13 protein-coding genes and 1 tRNA gene are annotated in these 13,777 nt (G+C 71.7%); 8 read left to right on the top strand and 6 right to left on the bottom strand.

The window, feature by feature from the left end; all coding sequences use genetic code 11:
• Nucleotides 1-194: 194 nt before the first annotated feature.
• The 3 genes from ACH47X_RS07840 to ACH47X_RS07830 form a co-directional block, all read right to left on the bottom strand.
• Nucleotides 195-268: transfer RNA gene (locus ACH47X_RS07840), tRNA-Val, on the bottom strand.
• Nucleotides 269-369: 101 nt separating this feature from the next.
• Nucleotides 370-861, bottom strand: coding sequence for a peroxiredoxin (locus ACH47X_RS07835; protein WP_397403017.1), 492 nt, complete (start codon nucleotides 859-861; stop codon nucleotides 370-372).
• 6 nt (nucleotides 862-867) lie between these two features.
• Entirely contained in the window at nucleotides 868-1,275 is a 408-nt protein-coding gene (locus ACH47X_RS07830) for a DUF3052 domain-containing protein (protein ID WP_020014127.1), read from the bottom strand.
• Between the two features lie 439 nt (nucleotides 1,276-1,714).
• Between ACH47X_RS07830 and aceE the strand changes: the two genes are divergently transcribed.
• Nucleotides 1,715-4,480: a pyruvate dehydrogenase (acetyl-transferring), homodimeric type gene (gene aceE, locus ACH47X_RS07825; RefSeq protein WP_036967909.1), complete on the top strand. Its 2,766-nt coding sequence runs from the start codon at nucleotides 1,715-1,717 to the stop codon at nucleotides 4,478-4,480.
• A gap of 75 nt (nucleotides 4,481-4,555) precedes the next feature.
• On the opposite strand, the gene ACH47X_RS07820 is transcribed toward aceE, so the two are convergent.
• Nucleotides 4,556-5,245: a hypothetical protein gene (locus tag ACH47X_RS07820; protein WP_397403014.1), complete on the bottom strand. Its 690-nt coding sequence runs from the start codon at nucleotides 5,243-5,245 to the stop codon at nucleotides 4,556-4,558.
• 99 nt (nucleotides 5,246-5,344) lie between these two features.
• Between ACH47X_RS07820 and ACH47X_RS07815 the strand changes: the two genes are divergently transcribed.
• The 7 genes from ACH47X_RS07815 to ACH47X_RS07785 all read left to right on the top strand — a co-directional run bounded on the left by ACH47X_RS07815 (nucleotide 5,345) and on the right by ACH47X_RS07785 (nucleotide 11,861).
• The gene (locus ACH47X_RS07815) at nucleotides 5,345-6,619 is read left to right on the top strand and encodes a PucR family transcriptional regulator (protein WP_397403012.1); all 1,275 of its coding nucleotides are present in this window, start codon (nucleotides 5,345-5,347) and stop codon (nucleotides 6,617-6,619) included.
• 129 nt (nucleotides 6,620-6,748) lie between these two features.
• Nucleotides 6,749-7,756 (top strand): ACP S-malonyltransferase, encoded by a 1,008-nt coding sequence (locus tag ACH47X_RS07810; RefSeq protein WP_397403010.1) that lies wholly within the window; start codon nucleotides 6,749-6,751, stop codon nucleotides 7,754-7,756.
• Nucleotides 7,753-8,754, top strand: coding sequence for a beta-ketoacyl-ACP synthase III (locus ACH47X_RS07805; RefSeq protein WP_397403008.1), 1,002 nt, complete (start codon nucleotides 7,753-7,755; stop codon nucleotides 8,752-8,754). Before ACH47X_RS07810 ends, ACH47X_RS07805 begins: the two co-directional genes overlap by 4 nt.
• Before the next feature lie 124 nt (nucleotides 8,755-8,878).
• The gene (locus tag ACH47X_RS07800; protein ID WP_020014121.1) at nucleotides 8,879-9,127 is read left to right on the top strand and encodes an acyl carrier protein; all 249 of its coding nucleotides are present in this window, start codon (nucleotides 8,879-8,881) and stop codon (nucleotides 9,125-9,127) included.
• 130 nt (nucleotides 9,128-9,257) lie between these two features.
• On the top strand, nucleotides 9,258-10,502 hold the full coding sequence (gene fabF / locus ACH47X_RS07795; RefSeq protein WP_397403006.1) for a beta-ketoacyl-ACP synthase II: 1,245 nt from the start codon (nucleotides 9,258-9,260) through the stop codon (nucleotides 10,500-10,502).
• Nucleotides 10,503-10,600: 98 nt separating this feature from the next.
• Nucleotides 10,601-11,086 (top strand): peptide deformylase, encoded by a 486-nt coding sequence (gene def / locus ACH47X_RS07790; RefSeq protein WP_397403004.1) that lies wholly within the window; start codon nucleotides 10,601-10,603, stop codon nucleotides 11,084-11,086.
• A gap of 277 nt (nucleotides 11,087-11,363) precedes the next feature.
• On the top strand, nucleotides 11,364-11,861 hold the full coding sequence (locus ACH47X_RS07785; protein ID WP_026365457.1) for a DUF3145 domain-containing protein: 498 nt from the start codon (nucleotides 11,364-11,366) through the stop codon (nucleotides 11,859-11,861).
• A gap of 92 nt (nucleotides 11,862-11,953) precedes the next feature.
• On the opposite strand, the gene ACH47X_RS07780 is transcribed toward ACH47X_RS07785, so the two are convergent.
• A complete protein-coding gene (locus ACH47X_RS07780) occupies nucleotides 11,954-12,838 on the bottom strand; it encodes an HTTM domain-containing protein (RefSeq protein ID WP_397403002.1) in 885 nt (294 codons plus the stop codon).
• Nucleotides 12,835-13,767 (bottom strand): DUF5819 family protein, encoded by a 933-nt coding sequence (locus ACH47X_RS07775; protein ID WP_397403000.1) that lies wholly within the window; start codon nucleotides 13,765-13,767, stop codon nucleotides 12,835-12,837. Before ACH47X_RS07775 ends, ACH47X_RS07780 begins: the two co-directional genes overlap by 4 nt.
• Nucleotides 13,768-13,777: the final 10 nt, after the last annotated feature.

The following is a 13,777-nucleotide window of genomic DNA, read 5'->3' as shown; positions in this document are numbered from 1 at the left end:
GGTGGCCGCCCCTCCCCCCGGGGGCCCCCCCCGGGCGCCCCCCCCCCCCCCCCGGGGGCGCCCCCCCCCCCCCCCCCCCCCCCCCCCCCCACCCCTACGTTCGACCACCTTGGGCCAATGGCCCGCACGGGCAGGCGGTCCAGCGAGGTGACACCGTCGTCGCCACAGCTCACACGCCGAGAACTAGTAGAAGGTGGGCCCGGAGGGATTCGAACCCCCGACATCCACGGTGTAAACGTGGCGCTCTAACCAACTGAGCTACGAGCCCCGGCAGTGCTGCCTCAGCAGCATGCACCAGCAGCGGCCAACAATACCTGCCCGGCACCCGAAACCCGGCCAGATTTTCGACCTGCGTGGATCAGTGCAGGGTCAGACCTCCGCGACCGCCCGCCGGTAGTCCTCCAGGTCACGCGCCTGCCCGCGCGGGTTGACGACGCACCACCGCACGATCCCGTCGGCGTCGACGAGGAACGAGCCCCGCAGCGCGATGCCCGAGCCCTCGTCGAACACGCCGTAGTCGCGCGCGACCTCGCCGTGCGGCCAGAAGTCCGACAGCAGGTCGAACTGGTAGCCCTCCGCCGCCTGCCACGCCTTGAGCGTGAACACGGCGTCCGTCGAGATCACGAGCAACCGCACACCGGCGGTCTCGAAGTCCTCGATGTTGTCGCGCAGCTCGCACAGCTCGCCCGTGCAGGTGCCCGAGAAGGCGAACGGCACGAAGACCACGAGCACCGGCGTGCCGCGCAGGTCGGACAGCGTGGTCGGCGTGCCGTGCGTGTCGGGGAGCGTGAAGTCGGGTGCGGGGTCACCCGGCTTCAGCGTCACCTCGGCAGCGGCCCGCGCTCCGGAGGACTCGGTCATGAGCTGCTACTTGCCACGGCCCCGGTAGCCGAGCTTGGTGGCCGACCAGTCGTCCGCGATCGCGAACGTGCTGGTGGTCTGCAGGCCGGCGGTGGTTGCCGCCTCCTGGATGTCGCCGTGGCCGACCTCGCCGTCGCGGCCGGGCTTGGGCGTGAAGATCCAGATCAGGCCGCCGTCGTCCAGGACGGTCTGCACGTCGACGAGCGCGTCGGTGAGGTCGCCGTCGTCGTCCCGCCACCAGAGGATGACGCCGTCGGTGACGTCACCGAAGTCCTCGTCCTCCAGCTCGCTGCCGATGATCTGCTCGATGTCGGACCGGAGCGCTTCGTCGACGTCGTCTCCCCAGCCGAACTCCTGCACGACCTGGCCGGCCTCGAAGCCGAGGCGCCCCGCGCCCTGGGTGTCCGTGCTCACTTGGTTGATCGTTCCCTTCTCTGTCCGGCAGTACCTGCCGGGTCGTCTCCGTCTTCTTCTGTCGGCCCTGCGTCGGGCCCTCCGTCGCCAAAGGTAGTGCACGGACCCCCGCCATGCCTCGCAGCCAGGACGTGTGGTGTCTTTTTGATGAATCGATGAGTCCCGGGCAACGGGCAAGTCATGCACTCAGTCTCAACATTGCGATACCGCGTATCAATAACGGTGCGAACCGGCACAGACGTAACGCAGATCACGCAGTCTTGACCGCCCTATGGTGTGGGCGGAGGCTGTGAGGGGACAGAATAGATAGGACCACCTGTGCGTGGGCGTGCACAGCCGCAACCCCAGCTGTGGCGACGCTGCCGACGCGACGGGTTCTGACGAGGCGGCGAGGAGCGCGAACCGCGACCGCGCCGCGCGACACCGAGAGAGGTAGCTGGTGGCTTCGTTTGACGAGACCGGACCGCTGATCAACGGTCTGCTCAGCGCCGTACCTGACATCGACCCGGCCGAGACCGAGGAATGGGTCGAGTCCTTCGACGGGCTGATCGACGACAAGGGCGGACCCCGCGCCCGGTACGTCATGCTCAACCTGCTGCGCCGCGCGCGGGAGCGGAACGTGAGCATCCCCGCGTCGATGGCGACGCCCTACGTGAACACCATCGGTGTGCACGAGGAGCCCTACTTCCCGGGCGACGAGGCGATGGAGCGCCGGTACCGCTCGTGGATCCGCTGGAACGCGGCCGTCATGGTCACGCGTGCCCAGCGTGAGGGCCTCGGCGTCGGCGGGCACATCTCCTCCTACGCGTCCGTCGCGACGCTGTACGAGGTGGGTCTGAACCACTTCTTCCGCGGCAAGGACCACCCGGGCGGCGGCGACCAGATCTACTTCCAGGGCCACGCCTCCCCCGGCGTCTACGCCCGCGGGTTCCTCGAGGGCCGCCTGACGGCGGAGCAGCTCGACGGTTTCCGCCAGGAGAAGTCGCACGCCGGTGGCGGCCTGCCGTCCTACCCGCACCCGCGCCTCATGCAGGACTTCTGGGAGTTCCCGACCGTGAGCATGGGCCTCGGCCCGGCGTCGGCCGTGTACCAGGCCTGGACCAACAAGTACCTGCACAACCGCGGGATCAAGGACACCAGCCAGCAGGACGTCTGGGCGTTCCTCGGCGACGGCGAGATGGACGAGCCGGAGAGCCGCGGCATGATCCAGCACGCCGCACAGCAGCAGCTGGACAACCTGACCTTCGTCGTCAACTGCAACCTGCAGCGCCTCGACGGCCCGGTCCGCGGCAACGGCAAGATCGTCCAGGAGCTGGAGGCCCAGTTCAAGGGCGCCGGCTGGAACGTCATCAAGGTCGTGTGGGGCCGCGAGTGGGACGCCCTGCTCAACGCCGACAAGGACCGCGCGCTCGTCAACCTGATGAACGTGACCCCGGACGGTGACTACCAGACCTACCGTGCGGAGTCCGGCGCGTTCATCCGCGAGCACTTCTTCGGTCGCGACCCGCGCACCAAGGCCCTCGTCGAGAACATGACGGACGAGGACATCTGGAACATGAAGCGCGGTGGCCACGACTACCGCAAGCTCTACGCCGCCTACTCCGCGGCGCGCGCGCACACGGGCCAGCCGACCGTCATCCTGGCGCACACCGTCAAGGGCTACGGCCTGGGCGCCGGCTTCGCCGGCCGCAACGCGACGCACCAGATGAAGAAGCTCAAGGGCGACGACCTCAAGACGCTGCGCGACTCGCTGCGCATCCCGATCTCGGACGCCGAGCTCGAGGCCGACCCGTACCTGCCGCCGTACTACCACCCGGGCCCCGACGCGCCGGAGATCCAGTACATGCTGGAGCGCCGCCGTCAGCTCGGTGGTTTCGTCCCGGAGCGCCGCACGACGGCGAAGACCACCCTGACGCTGCCCGAGGACAAGTCCTACGAGCTGCTGAAGAAGGGTTCGGGCACGCAGCAGGTCGCCACGACCATGTCGTTCGTGCGGCTGCTCAAGGACCTCTTCAAGGCCAAGGACTTCGGCAACCGCATCGTGCCGATCATCCCGGACGAGGCCCGGACCTTCGGTCTGGACTCGATCTTCCCGAGCGCCAAGATCTTCAACACGCTCGGCCAGAACTACCTCGCCGTGGACCGCGAGCTCATGCTGAGCTACAAGGAGTCCGAGTCCGGCCAGATCATGCACACCGGCATCAACGAGGCCGGTTCCGCGGCCGCGTTCCAGTCGGTCGGCACGGCGTACGCCACGCACGGCGAGCCGATGATCCCGGTCTACATCTTCTACTCGATGTTCGGGTTCCAGCGCACGGGCGACCAGTTCTGGGCGGCCGGCGACCAGCTCACCCGCGGCTTCATCATCGGCGCCACCGCGGGCCGCACCACCCTGACGGGTGAGGGCCTGCAGCACGCCGACGGCCACAGCCCCCTCATCGCCGGCACCAACACCGCGATCGTGCAGTACGACCCGGCCTACGGGTACGAGATCCGGCACATCGTGCGCGACGGCATCGAGCGCATGTACGGCCCGGGCGAGAACGGCCACACCCCCGACGGGCGCGCGCAGGACGTCATGTACTACCTCACGGTGTACAACGAGCCGATGGTCCAGCCGGCCGAGCCGGAGGACGTCGACGTCGAGGGCATCAAGCGCGGTATCCACCGCATCGCTGTCTCCGACGCCGAGGGCCCCAAGGCCCAGCTCCTCGCCTCCGGCGTGGGCGTGCCGTGGGCCCTGGAGGCCCAGCAGCTCCTCAAGGAGGACTGGGGCGTCTCGGCCGACGTCTGGTCCGTGACGAGCTGGAACGAGCTGCGTCGCGACGCCCTCGCGGCGGAGCACGACGCCCTCGTCGACCCGTCGGCGCCGCTGCGCACCCCGTACGTGACCGAGAAGCTCTCGGGCGCGCAGGGTCCGTTCGTCGCCACCAGCGACTACGACCACCTGGTCCCCGACCAGATCCGCGCGTGGGTCCCCGGCGACTACGCGGTGCTCGGTGCGGACGGCTTCGGCTTCTCTGACACCCGGGCCGCCGCACGACGCTACTTCCTCATCGACGGGCCGTCGATGGTGGTCAAGACGCTGCAGGTCCTCGCCCGCCGTGGTGAGGTCCCGGCCGACGTCGTCAGCAAGGCCGTCGAGAAGTACAGCCTGCTCGACGTCAATGCCGGCACGTCCGGCAACACGGGCGGCGACAGCTGACCCCGAGGTAGACGACAAAGAGCTGCGGCGCACCGGGTCACCGGTGCGCCGCAGCTCTTTCGTCCGTCCGGGGTTCTACCTCGGCGTCGCCTGCTCCGCCGCCGCGATCGCCTTGGCGAGCTCCTGCTGCAGCGGCTTGACCGCTCTCGTGTCCGGGTGCAGGTCCAGGGCCCGCAGGTGCTGCTTGGCCTCGAACACCCGGCCGGCCTCCAGCGCGGCGAGCACGAGGTGCTTGCCCACGACCGGCGAGTGCTCCCGCACCCGCCAGTGCCCGATGCCGAGGCCCAGAGCCTCCACGGGCATCCCGGCCTCACGCAGGATCGCGAGCCCCTCGGCCAGCGCGTTCCCATCGGGGTCGCGCTCGGCGGCGGTGATCAGGCGGCGGACGGCGCCCTCCGGGTCGTCGGCCAGCGACAGCCGACCGAGCTCGATCAGGGGATACCAGCCCCGCGGGTGCCCGGCCAGCTCCTCGGCGAGCGACCAGACCGCCAGGTCGGCCTCGCGCTGCTTGGACTCGGGGATCTCGTCGGAGTCCCGCAGCGGATCGTCCAGCGTCGGGTCCTCCGCGGCGCGGCGACGGACGATCTCCGCCAGGGCGGCGAACGCCTCCTCGTTGTTGGGATCGTCGGTGAGCTGCGCGCGTAGCGCGTCCTCGTGCCCTACGTCCCCACGCCGGGGTGCCGACGGTGACTGCCGGCGCGTGCCGACCGTGGACGCGGACAAGGGCCGACGGATGAGGCGACGGAGCCGGTGCATCAGGGCCATGCCTCGACCCTACAGTTTCTCACCCGCACTCACTGGAATACCAGTGTCGTGAAAGTCCGTTTGTGGACTCCCCACAACTCGGGCTCGTATGCTGCCGGGGTGCCAGCAACGCGACGGGCCGCTCGAGCCAGTGCCCAGGAGACCGACCAGGAGGCCGGACAGGTCACCGACCGCAGCGCGGACCAGGCCGCCGGCCAGGCACCCGAGACCGACGCCGGCCTGGATCCTGCCGGCTTCCCCATGAACCTCCAGCGCGTCCGCGAGGCCAGCGGCCTGCTGACCGCCGCCGCGATGCGCCGCCTCGACGAGGACCTGAACTGGTACCGCGAGCTGCCCGCCGAGGACCGCTCCTACGTGGGCCTCGTCGCCCAGGCCGGCATCAACGCCTTCACCTCGTGGTTCACGGACCCGGACCGCCCGCCGCACGGCGTGAGCGAGATCTTCGCCGCGGCCCCCACCGAGCTGACCCGCTCCATCTCCCTGCAGCACACCCTGCAGCTCGTGCGTGTGGTGGTCGACGTCGTCGAGACGCACTCCGACCGGATCGCCGCTCCCGGCGGCGAGCGCGACCTGCGCGAGGCCGTGCTGCGCTACTCCCGCGAGGTCGCGTTCTCCGCGGCCGAGGTCTACGCCCGCGCCGCCGAGTGGCGCGGCGCCTGGGACGCCCGGCTGGAGGCCCTCGTGGTCGACGCCCTGGTGCGCGGCGACGGCGACGACTCGCTGCGCTCCCGCATCTCCGCGCTCGGCTGGAGCGGCAAGGGCAACGCCCTGGTCGTGGTCGGGGTCGCCACCGAGGAGCTCGACGAGATCCGCACCGCCGAGATCCGCCGCGTGGCCCGCCGCGCCGCCGGCGACGCGCTCGTGGGCATCCACGGCGACCGTCTCGTGCTGGTGCTCGGCGGCGAGGGCGACCTCGTGGCCGCCGCCGCCTCGCTCCTGTCCCGGTTCGGCACCGGCCCGGTCGTCATCGGCACCCAGGTGCCCAGCCTGACCGACGCCGCCCGCTCGGCCCGCTCCGCCCTCGCCGGGCTCACGGCCGCCCCGGCGTGGCCGCAGGCGCCCCGCCCGGTGATGGCCGACGACCTGCTGCCCGAGCGCGTCCTGACCGGCGACTACACCGCCCGCGCCACCCTGATCGCCCAGGCCTTCACCCCGCTGCAGGACGCCGGCGGCGCCGTGCTGGAGACCCTCTCGGCCTACCTGGGCACGGGTCGCTCCCTGGAGGCCGCCGCCCGTCATCTGTACGTTCACCCCAACACGGTGCGCTACCGGCTCCGCAAGGTCTCGGAGATCACCGGGTGGGACCCGCTCGACGCGCGCGAGTCGTTCGTGCTGCAGGTGGCGCTGGCTCTGGGCCAGCTCGGCCGCGGCTGAGTCCGCCGAGACGTACGTCACTAACCTGCACCCAAGATGAGCGCCTTGTAGGTTCCCGACAAGCCCCCCCGACCAGGTTGGTACGGGTCGCGACGTCCCGTGAGCGGCCTGGGTTGGCAGAGTGGACGCGTGCTCGCCGTCGTCTGCCCTGGACAGGGCTCTCAGACCCCCGGGATGCTCAGCGACTGGCTTGAGCTGCCCGGCACCGAACAACGCCTCGCGGCAGCCTCCGAGGCCGCCGGCCTGGACCTGGTCGCGCACGGCACGACGTCGGACGCGGACACGATCCGCGACACCGCCGTGGCCCAGCCGCTGATCGTCACCACCTCCCTGCTCGCGCTGCGCGCCCTGCTCGACGGCCGCGCCGCCGCGGACGTCGTCGACGTCACCGCGGGCCACTCGGTCGGCGAGCTGTCCGCCGCGGCGGTCGCGGGCGCCCTGACGGACGACGGCGCGGCCGGCCTGGTCGCCCGCCGCGCCCGGGCGATGGCCACGGCCGCCGCCGCGGCGCCGTCGGGCATGAGCGCCGTCGTGGGCGGCGACCCGGACGAGGTGCTGGCCGCGATCGAGGCCGCCGGCCTGTGGCCCGCGAACGTCAACGGCGCGGGCCAGACCGTCGCCGCAGGGTCCCTGGAGAATCTGGCCAGGCTCGCGGAGAATCCGCCGACCCGCGCCCGCGTTATCCCGCTGCAGGTGGCCGGCGCGTTCCACACGCCGTTCATGGACGCCGCTCGGGCCGAGTTCGAGCCAGTCGCCCTGGGCTGGAACGCCGCCGACCCGACGCTGCCGTTCCTCGCCGACCTGGACGGGACCGCCTACACCGGCGGCGCCCACGGCCACGGCACCGGCGCCGACGTGCTGCGCAACCTCGCGGGCCAGGTCACGGCCCCGGTGCGCTGGGACCTGATCATGACCGAGCTCGCCGCGCGCGGCGTCACGGGCCTGCTGGAGCTCGCTCCCGGCGGCGTCCTGACGGGTCTGGCCAAGCGCGGCCTGAAGGGCGTCGAGACGGTGGCGGTCAAGTCGCCCGCCGACCTCGACGCGGCCCGCGAGCTGATCACCGCCCATGGGACTGCACACAGCAAGGCCCCCTCTTCTTCTTCCAGCGGCACGAGCGCGACCGGAGCAGACCAGTGACCTCCCTCCAGCAGGCCCAGCCCACCCAGTTCTCGCGGATCCTGGCGATCGGCGCGGAGCGCGGTGAGCTCGTCGTCACGAACGACGACATCGCGGGCCCCATCGACTCCTCGGACGAGTGGATCCGCCAGCGGACCGGCATCGTCACCCGGCGCCGGGCCGGCGCCGACAAGGACATGCTCGACCTCGCGGAGGCCGCCTCGAACCGCGCGCTGGCCGCCGCCAGCCTGACCGGTGCCGACATCGACGCGATCATCCTGTCGACGATCACGCACATGCACATGACGCCGTCCGCGGCCGCGATCCTGGCCGAGCGCATCGGCGCGACGCCCGCCGCGGCCTACGACGTGTCGGCCGCGTGCGCCGGCTACGCGTACGGCATCGGCCAGGCGGACGCCCTGGTCCGCGCCGGGCTCGCCCGCCACGTGCTGGTGATCGGCGCCGAGAAGCTCAGCGAGATCATCGACCCGACCGACCGCTCCATCTCGTTCCTGCTGGGCGACGGCGCGGGCGCCGCGATCGTCGGTCCCTCGGACACGCCGGGCATCGGCCCGACGGTGTGGGGCTCGGACGGTTCCAAGGCCACCGCGATCCGCCAGACGCACTCCTGGACCGAGCTGCGCGAGGACCCCTCGCTCGGCTGGCCCACGCTGCGCCAGGACGGTCAGACGGTCTTCAAGTGGGCGAGCTTCCAGATGGCCCCCATCGCGGAGAAGGCGATGGCCGAGGCCGGCGTCACCGCCCAGGACATCCAGGTTTTCATCCCGCACCAGGCCAACATGCGGATCATCGACCAGATGAAGAAGCAGCTCGGTCTGCCGGATACCGTGGTGATCGCACGGGACATCGCCGAGACCGGCAACACGTCCGCCGCGTCGATCCCCCTGGCCGCCGAGCGACTCCTGTCCGAGGGACAGGCGAACTCCGGCGACCTGGCCCTGCAGATCGGGTTCGGCGCGGGCCTCGTCTACGCCGCACAGGTCGTGGTGCTGCCGTAGCCGTAGGACGGTCCACGGACATGACCCGTTGTGCATTCCGGTCACGGGATGCGCCAAGATCTGACCAGCAAGACTCCGGTGCCCGACGGCGCCGGTGACCGTTACCGAAAGATAAGGAAGTCCCATGGCCAACACGGACCAGGAGATCCTCGAGGGCCTCGCCGAGATCGTCGCCGAGGAGACGGGCCTCGACACGGCCGACGTCCTGCTCGAGAAGTCCTTCACGGACGACCTCGACATCGACTCCCTGTCGATGATGACCATCGTCACGCACGCCGAGGACAAGTTCGGGGTTCGCATCCCGGACGAGGAGGTCAAGAACCTCGCGACCGTCGGCGACGCCGTGAGCTTCATCAAGGGCGCCCAGGACTGAGCCGCCCCCCGACGGCGGCCGCGCGGCCGGCTGAGATCCACCGGCCCGCGCCGCCGTCGGGCACCGCTGCCCACCGGCAGCACCCACTAGCACCTGCCCCCATTCGTCCCACACCCTCGGGAGCATCATCATGACCTCCGCACGCGAAGTCGTCGTCACCGGCCTCGGCGCCACCACCCCCATCGGCGGGGACGTGGCATCCACGTGGGAGGCCGCGCTCGCCGGCGTCTCGGGGGCACGCACCCTCGAGAACGACTGGGCCGAGAAGTACGGGATCCCCGTGAACTTCGCCGCCACCATCAAGGTGGACCCGGCCGAGGTCCTGACCCGCCCCGAGACCAAGCGCATGGACCCGTCCGCGCAGTACGCGATCGTCGCGACCCGTGAGGCCTGGGCCGACGCGGGCAGCCCCGAGGTCCCGGGCGAGCGGCTCGGCGCCGTGGTCTCCTCGGGCATCGGCGGCATCCAGACCATCCTGGACGGCTGGGACACGCTCCGTGAGCGTGGCGCCCGCCGCATGCTGCCCATGACCGTGCCCATGCTCATGCCGAACTCGCCGACGGCCTACGTGTCGCTCGAGCTCGGTGCCCGCGCCGGCACGCACGCGCTGGTCTCGGCGTGCGCCTCCGGCGCCGAGGCGGTCGGCTACGCCGCCGAGATGATCCGCTCCGGCCGCGCCGACGTCGTCGTCGCCGGCGGTACCGAGGCGTCGATCCACCCGATGCCGCTCGCCGCGTTCGCGGCGTCGCGCACGCTCTCGCTGCGCAACGACGACCCGCAGCACGCCTCCCGCCCGTACGACATCGACCGCGACGGTTTCGTCCTCGGCGAGGGCGCGGCGGTCCTGGTGCTGGAGAGCGCGGAGCACGCCGCCGCGCGCGGCGCCCGCGTCTACGCCAAGGTCGGCGGCGTGGGCCTGTCGTCCGACGCGTACCACATCACGTCCCCGGACCCCGAGGGCACCGGCCAGGTGACCGCCATGCGCTTCGCCATGGAGGACGCGGGCGTCACCACCTCCGACGTCGTGCACGTCAACGCGCACGCCACGTCGACCAAGGTGGGCGACCTCACCGAGACCGCCTCGATCCGCAAGCTCTTCGGGTCGGACGCCGACCACGTGCAGCTCTCGGCGACCAAGTCGATGACCGGCCACCTGCTCGGCGGCGCCGGTGCCATCGAGTCGGTCTTCGCGGTCAAGGCCGTGGCCGAGCGCCTGGCCCCGCCGACGATCAACGTCGAGAACCCCGACCCCGAGCTGCAGGTGCCGCTCGTGCGCGACGAGCCGGCCAAGCTGCCGGGCGGCGACATCGCCGCGATCAACAACTCGTTCGGGTTCGGCGGCCACAACGTCGCGCTGGTCATCCAGAGCCACTGAGGTCCGTGTCAGACGCTCAGGTCACCCCGGTGACCTGAGCGTCTGACGTGTCGGGGTGCCTCGCGGCTCCCCTCCTCCTGACATGGGAGAATGTCACCATGGCAATGCGTGAGATCCGAGTGGTTCCCGACCCTGTGCTGCGCACCCCGTGCGACACCGTGACGACGATCGACGACCGCGTACGCGGGCTCATCGCCGACCTGGTCGAGACCGTCGACGACGAGGGGCGCGCCGGGCTGGCCGCCAACCAGATCGGTGTCTCGCTGCGAGCCTTCTCGTGGAACATCGAGGGCGAGATCGGCTACGTCATCAACCCGCGCATCGTCGAGCTCGGCGAGGAGCTGCAGGACGGCGGCGAGGGCTGCCTGTCCGTGCCCGGGCTCTGGTACCCGACCGTGCGCGCGAACTACGCGCGGGTCGAGGGCATCGACCTGGACGGCAAGCCGATCACGGTCGAGGGCACCGGCATCATGGCGCGCTGCCTCCAGCACGAGACGGACCACCTGGACGGCATGGTCTACCTGGACCGCCTGCAGAAGGAGACCCGCCGGGCCGCGATGCGGGAGCTCCGCGCGCGCCTGTGAGGGGCCCGTGCTCCATTTAGTACATATCGCTCATGTGGGATGAGTCATCAGGAGATTCGTCCGGGTACTAGTGGCGGTACGTCCCTTTAGGCAAGAATGTGCCGCACGAACTCGTCGTACGAAGTGATTCTTTCGACAGCATGCGCACCGTTTCGCCTCGCATGTCGCGGATGGATCGGGCAGGATGTGGTCCGAAGCACCGCTGTGCAGCCGACCACAGCGTCACCGCCCTGGTGAGGACGTAGGGGAAGACGTACCTCGATCCAGGGAGGAAGACATGGCCGGTGTCATCACGCGGGGTGTGCTTTTTGTGCATTCCGCACCTCGTGCCCTGTGTCCCCACATCGAGTGGGCCGCGGGGAACGTCCTTGGCGTGCGCGTTTCCATGGACTGGACCGCGCAGCCTGCTGGGCGCAGCCTGTACCGCGCCGAGTACTCGTGGCAGGGTCCGCAGGGCACGGGCGCCAAGCTGGCGTCCGCCCTGCGCGGGTGGTCCCACCTGCGGTACGAGGTCACCGAGGACGCGAGCAACGGGGCCGACGGCGCCCGCTGGTCGCACACGCCCGACCTCGGCATCTTCCACGCCATGACCGACGTGCACGGCAACGTCGTGGTGCCGGAGGACCGGGTGCGTGCCGCCCTGGAGCTCGCCGACCCCCGCGCCATGCGCGACGCGCTCGATCTCGCCCTGGGCGCCGCCTGGGACGACGAGCTCGAGCCGTTCCGCTACGCCGGCCTGGGCGCCCCGGTCCGCTGGCTCCACCAGGTGGGCTAACCCCCCCCGCTGGACGGCGGCTTCCGGTCGACCGGCGTTGAGCACAGCAGTTGCTGCCAGAACGCGGCCCGTTCTGGCAGCAACTGCTGTGCTCAGTGCGTTCTGGGCCGGCGCGGACGGACGAAGACGCAGTCGCCCGCCATCATGAAGAGCGAGAAGAACGGCAGGCCCATGACGACGCCGATGCCGGCGTGCATGAGGAGCGCGCCGCCGACGGCGGCCAGCCGCAGGTGCCGCTGCAGCAGCAGGAGCGGGAACGCGAGCTGCAGCGCGAGCGTCCCCCAGGTCACGACGGCCACGAGCCAGCCGTGCCCGGCGATGAGGTCCGCCAGCCCGGGCCACGGCCGGAACTGCGGCAGCGAGAGCGGGTAGTACACCGCCGAGCCGTCGCGCCACTCGGATCCCTGGAGCTTGAACAGCCCCGAGAGCACGTAGACCAGGCAGATCTGCACGCCCACGGCCAGCACTGCAGCGTTGTGCAGCAGGTTGCGGAGCTGCATCCGGCCGGGTCGGCTCCGCCGGCGGCGGACGTCCAGGGACAGGCGGGCGGAGGAGTCCGCGAAGCACAGGTAGACCAGCAGGATCCGCGAGATGTTGTCGCCCTGGTCGGCGACCAGGGGGTTGATCGCGGTCAGGCCCCACCAGCCCAGCAGGAGCACCGGAACCAGGACCCGGGCGCGCCAGCCGAGGGCCACGAGCACCGCCACCAGGAACAGGGCCACGCAGCCGGCGGTGAGCAGCGGGCCCGCTGCCAGGGCGTGGGCGCCGAGCGGCACGGCCCAGCGGGCGCCGCTGCCCCACAACGCCTGCCGGTCCGGGAAGTTCACCGCGACGTACCCGGCGATACCGAGACCCAGGACGATCCGCATCAGGGCGACGCCGTAGGTCGCGTGGGCGCGCAGGGTCATCCAGCGGACGCCGGCGTCGAGCAGGCGGGCCAGGTCGGGCAGGCGGGCCAGGTCGGGCGGGCGGGTCACGGGGCGGGCTCCACGTCGCCCCGTAGCGCCGCCCACGTCCGCCGGAACGCCGCGTCGTCCTGGCCGGGCACGACGACGGGCGGGCGCGCGCCGAGCACGAGCTCGGACGGCGCGGGCCGCGCACCGCTCCCCTGCGGCGCGACCTCCTGCCGCAGGATGCTTGCCTGCACGAGGACGGGCGCGGCAGGGGTCTCCGCCCCAGCACCGGCAGGCCCGGCACCGGCCGGCCCGGCCTCGTCGCCGGCGGCCCGCAGCACCTGCGTCGCATACGCGGCCGCGGCGCGGTCGTTGCCCAGGTAGTCGTCGACGACGTCGGGCGTGCCCCCGGCGTCGAGCAGCTCCGCGCGCAGGTCAGCCCAGGGGGCGGCGTCGGCCGCGGAGCCGCCCGAACCGCCGTCCGCCGCCGGGCCGGCCGCGACCGGCGAGACCAGCAGCACCGCCCGCCCGTCGGCGGGCAGTGTCAGAAAGGCCGTGCGCAGATCCGTCGCCAGCCGGCGCGACGGGCGCTCGGTCGCCGCCGGGAGCACGTGCCCGGTCAGCGCGCGGACCTCGACCGCCGTCGCGTCGATCCAGGGCCCGGGCACCAGGTCGCCGTCGGGCCCGTCGGCGTAGACGCCCCGCACGCGCAGGGAGTACTCGACGTGCACCGGCGAGGGAGCGAAGAGGGACCAGTTCTGCGCGAAGACCGGCGTCATGTAGCCCGCCAGCACGTCGTGCGCACCGGCCGCGGGCACGCCGGTGCTGCGCTCGCTGGCGGGCCGGCCGGTCAGGTAACCCGGCGCCGCCCAGATGAACGTGGCCGCCAGGTGCGCGAGCAGCACGACCCAGACGACGACCACCAGCCCACGGACCCGCGCCGGGACGGCCGGCGCCTCCGGCTGCGCTGCCGGGCGGAAGCGGGCGAGATCTTCGCCCGGGGTGGTGCTCACCGCGCACAGG

Source organism: Promicromonospora kroppenstedtii, assembly GCF_044389675.1.
GTDB classification, from domain to species: domain Bacteria; phylum Actinomycetota; class Actinomycetes; order Actinomycetales; family Cellulomonadaceae; genus Promicromonospora; species Promicromonospora kroppenstedtii.
Note: the sequence above shows the minus strand (reverse complement) of the source record. Positions and strands in the feature narration are given on the sequence as shown.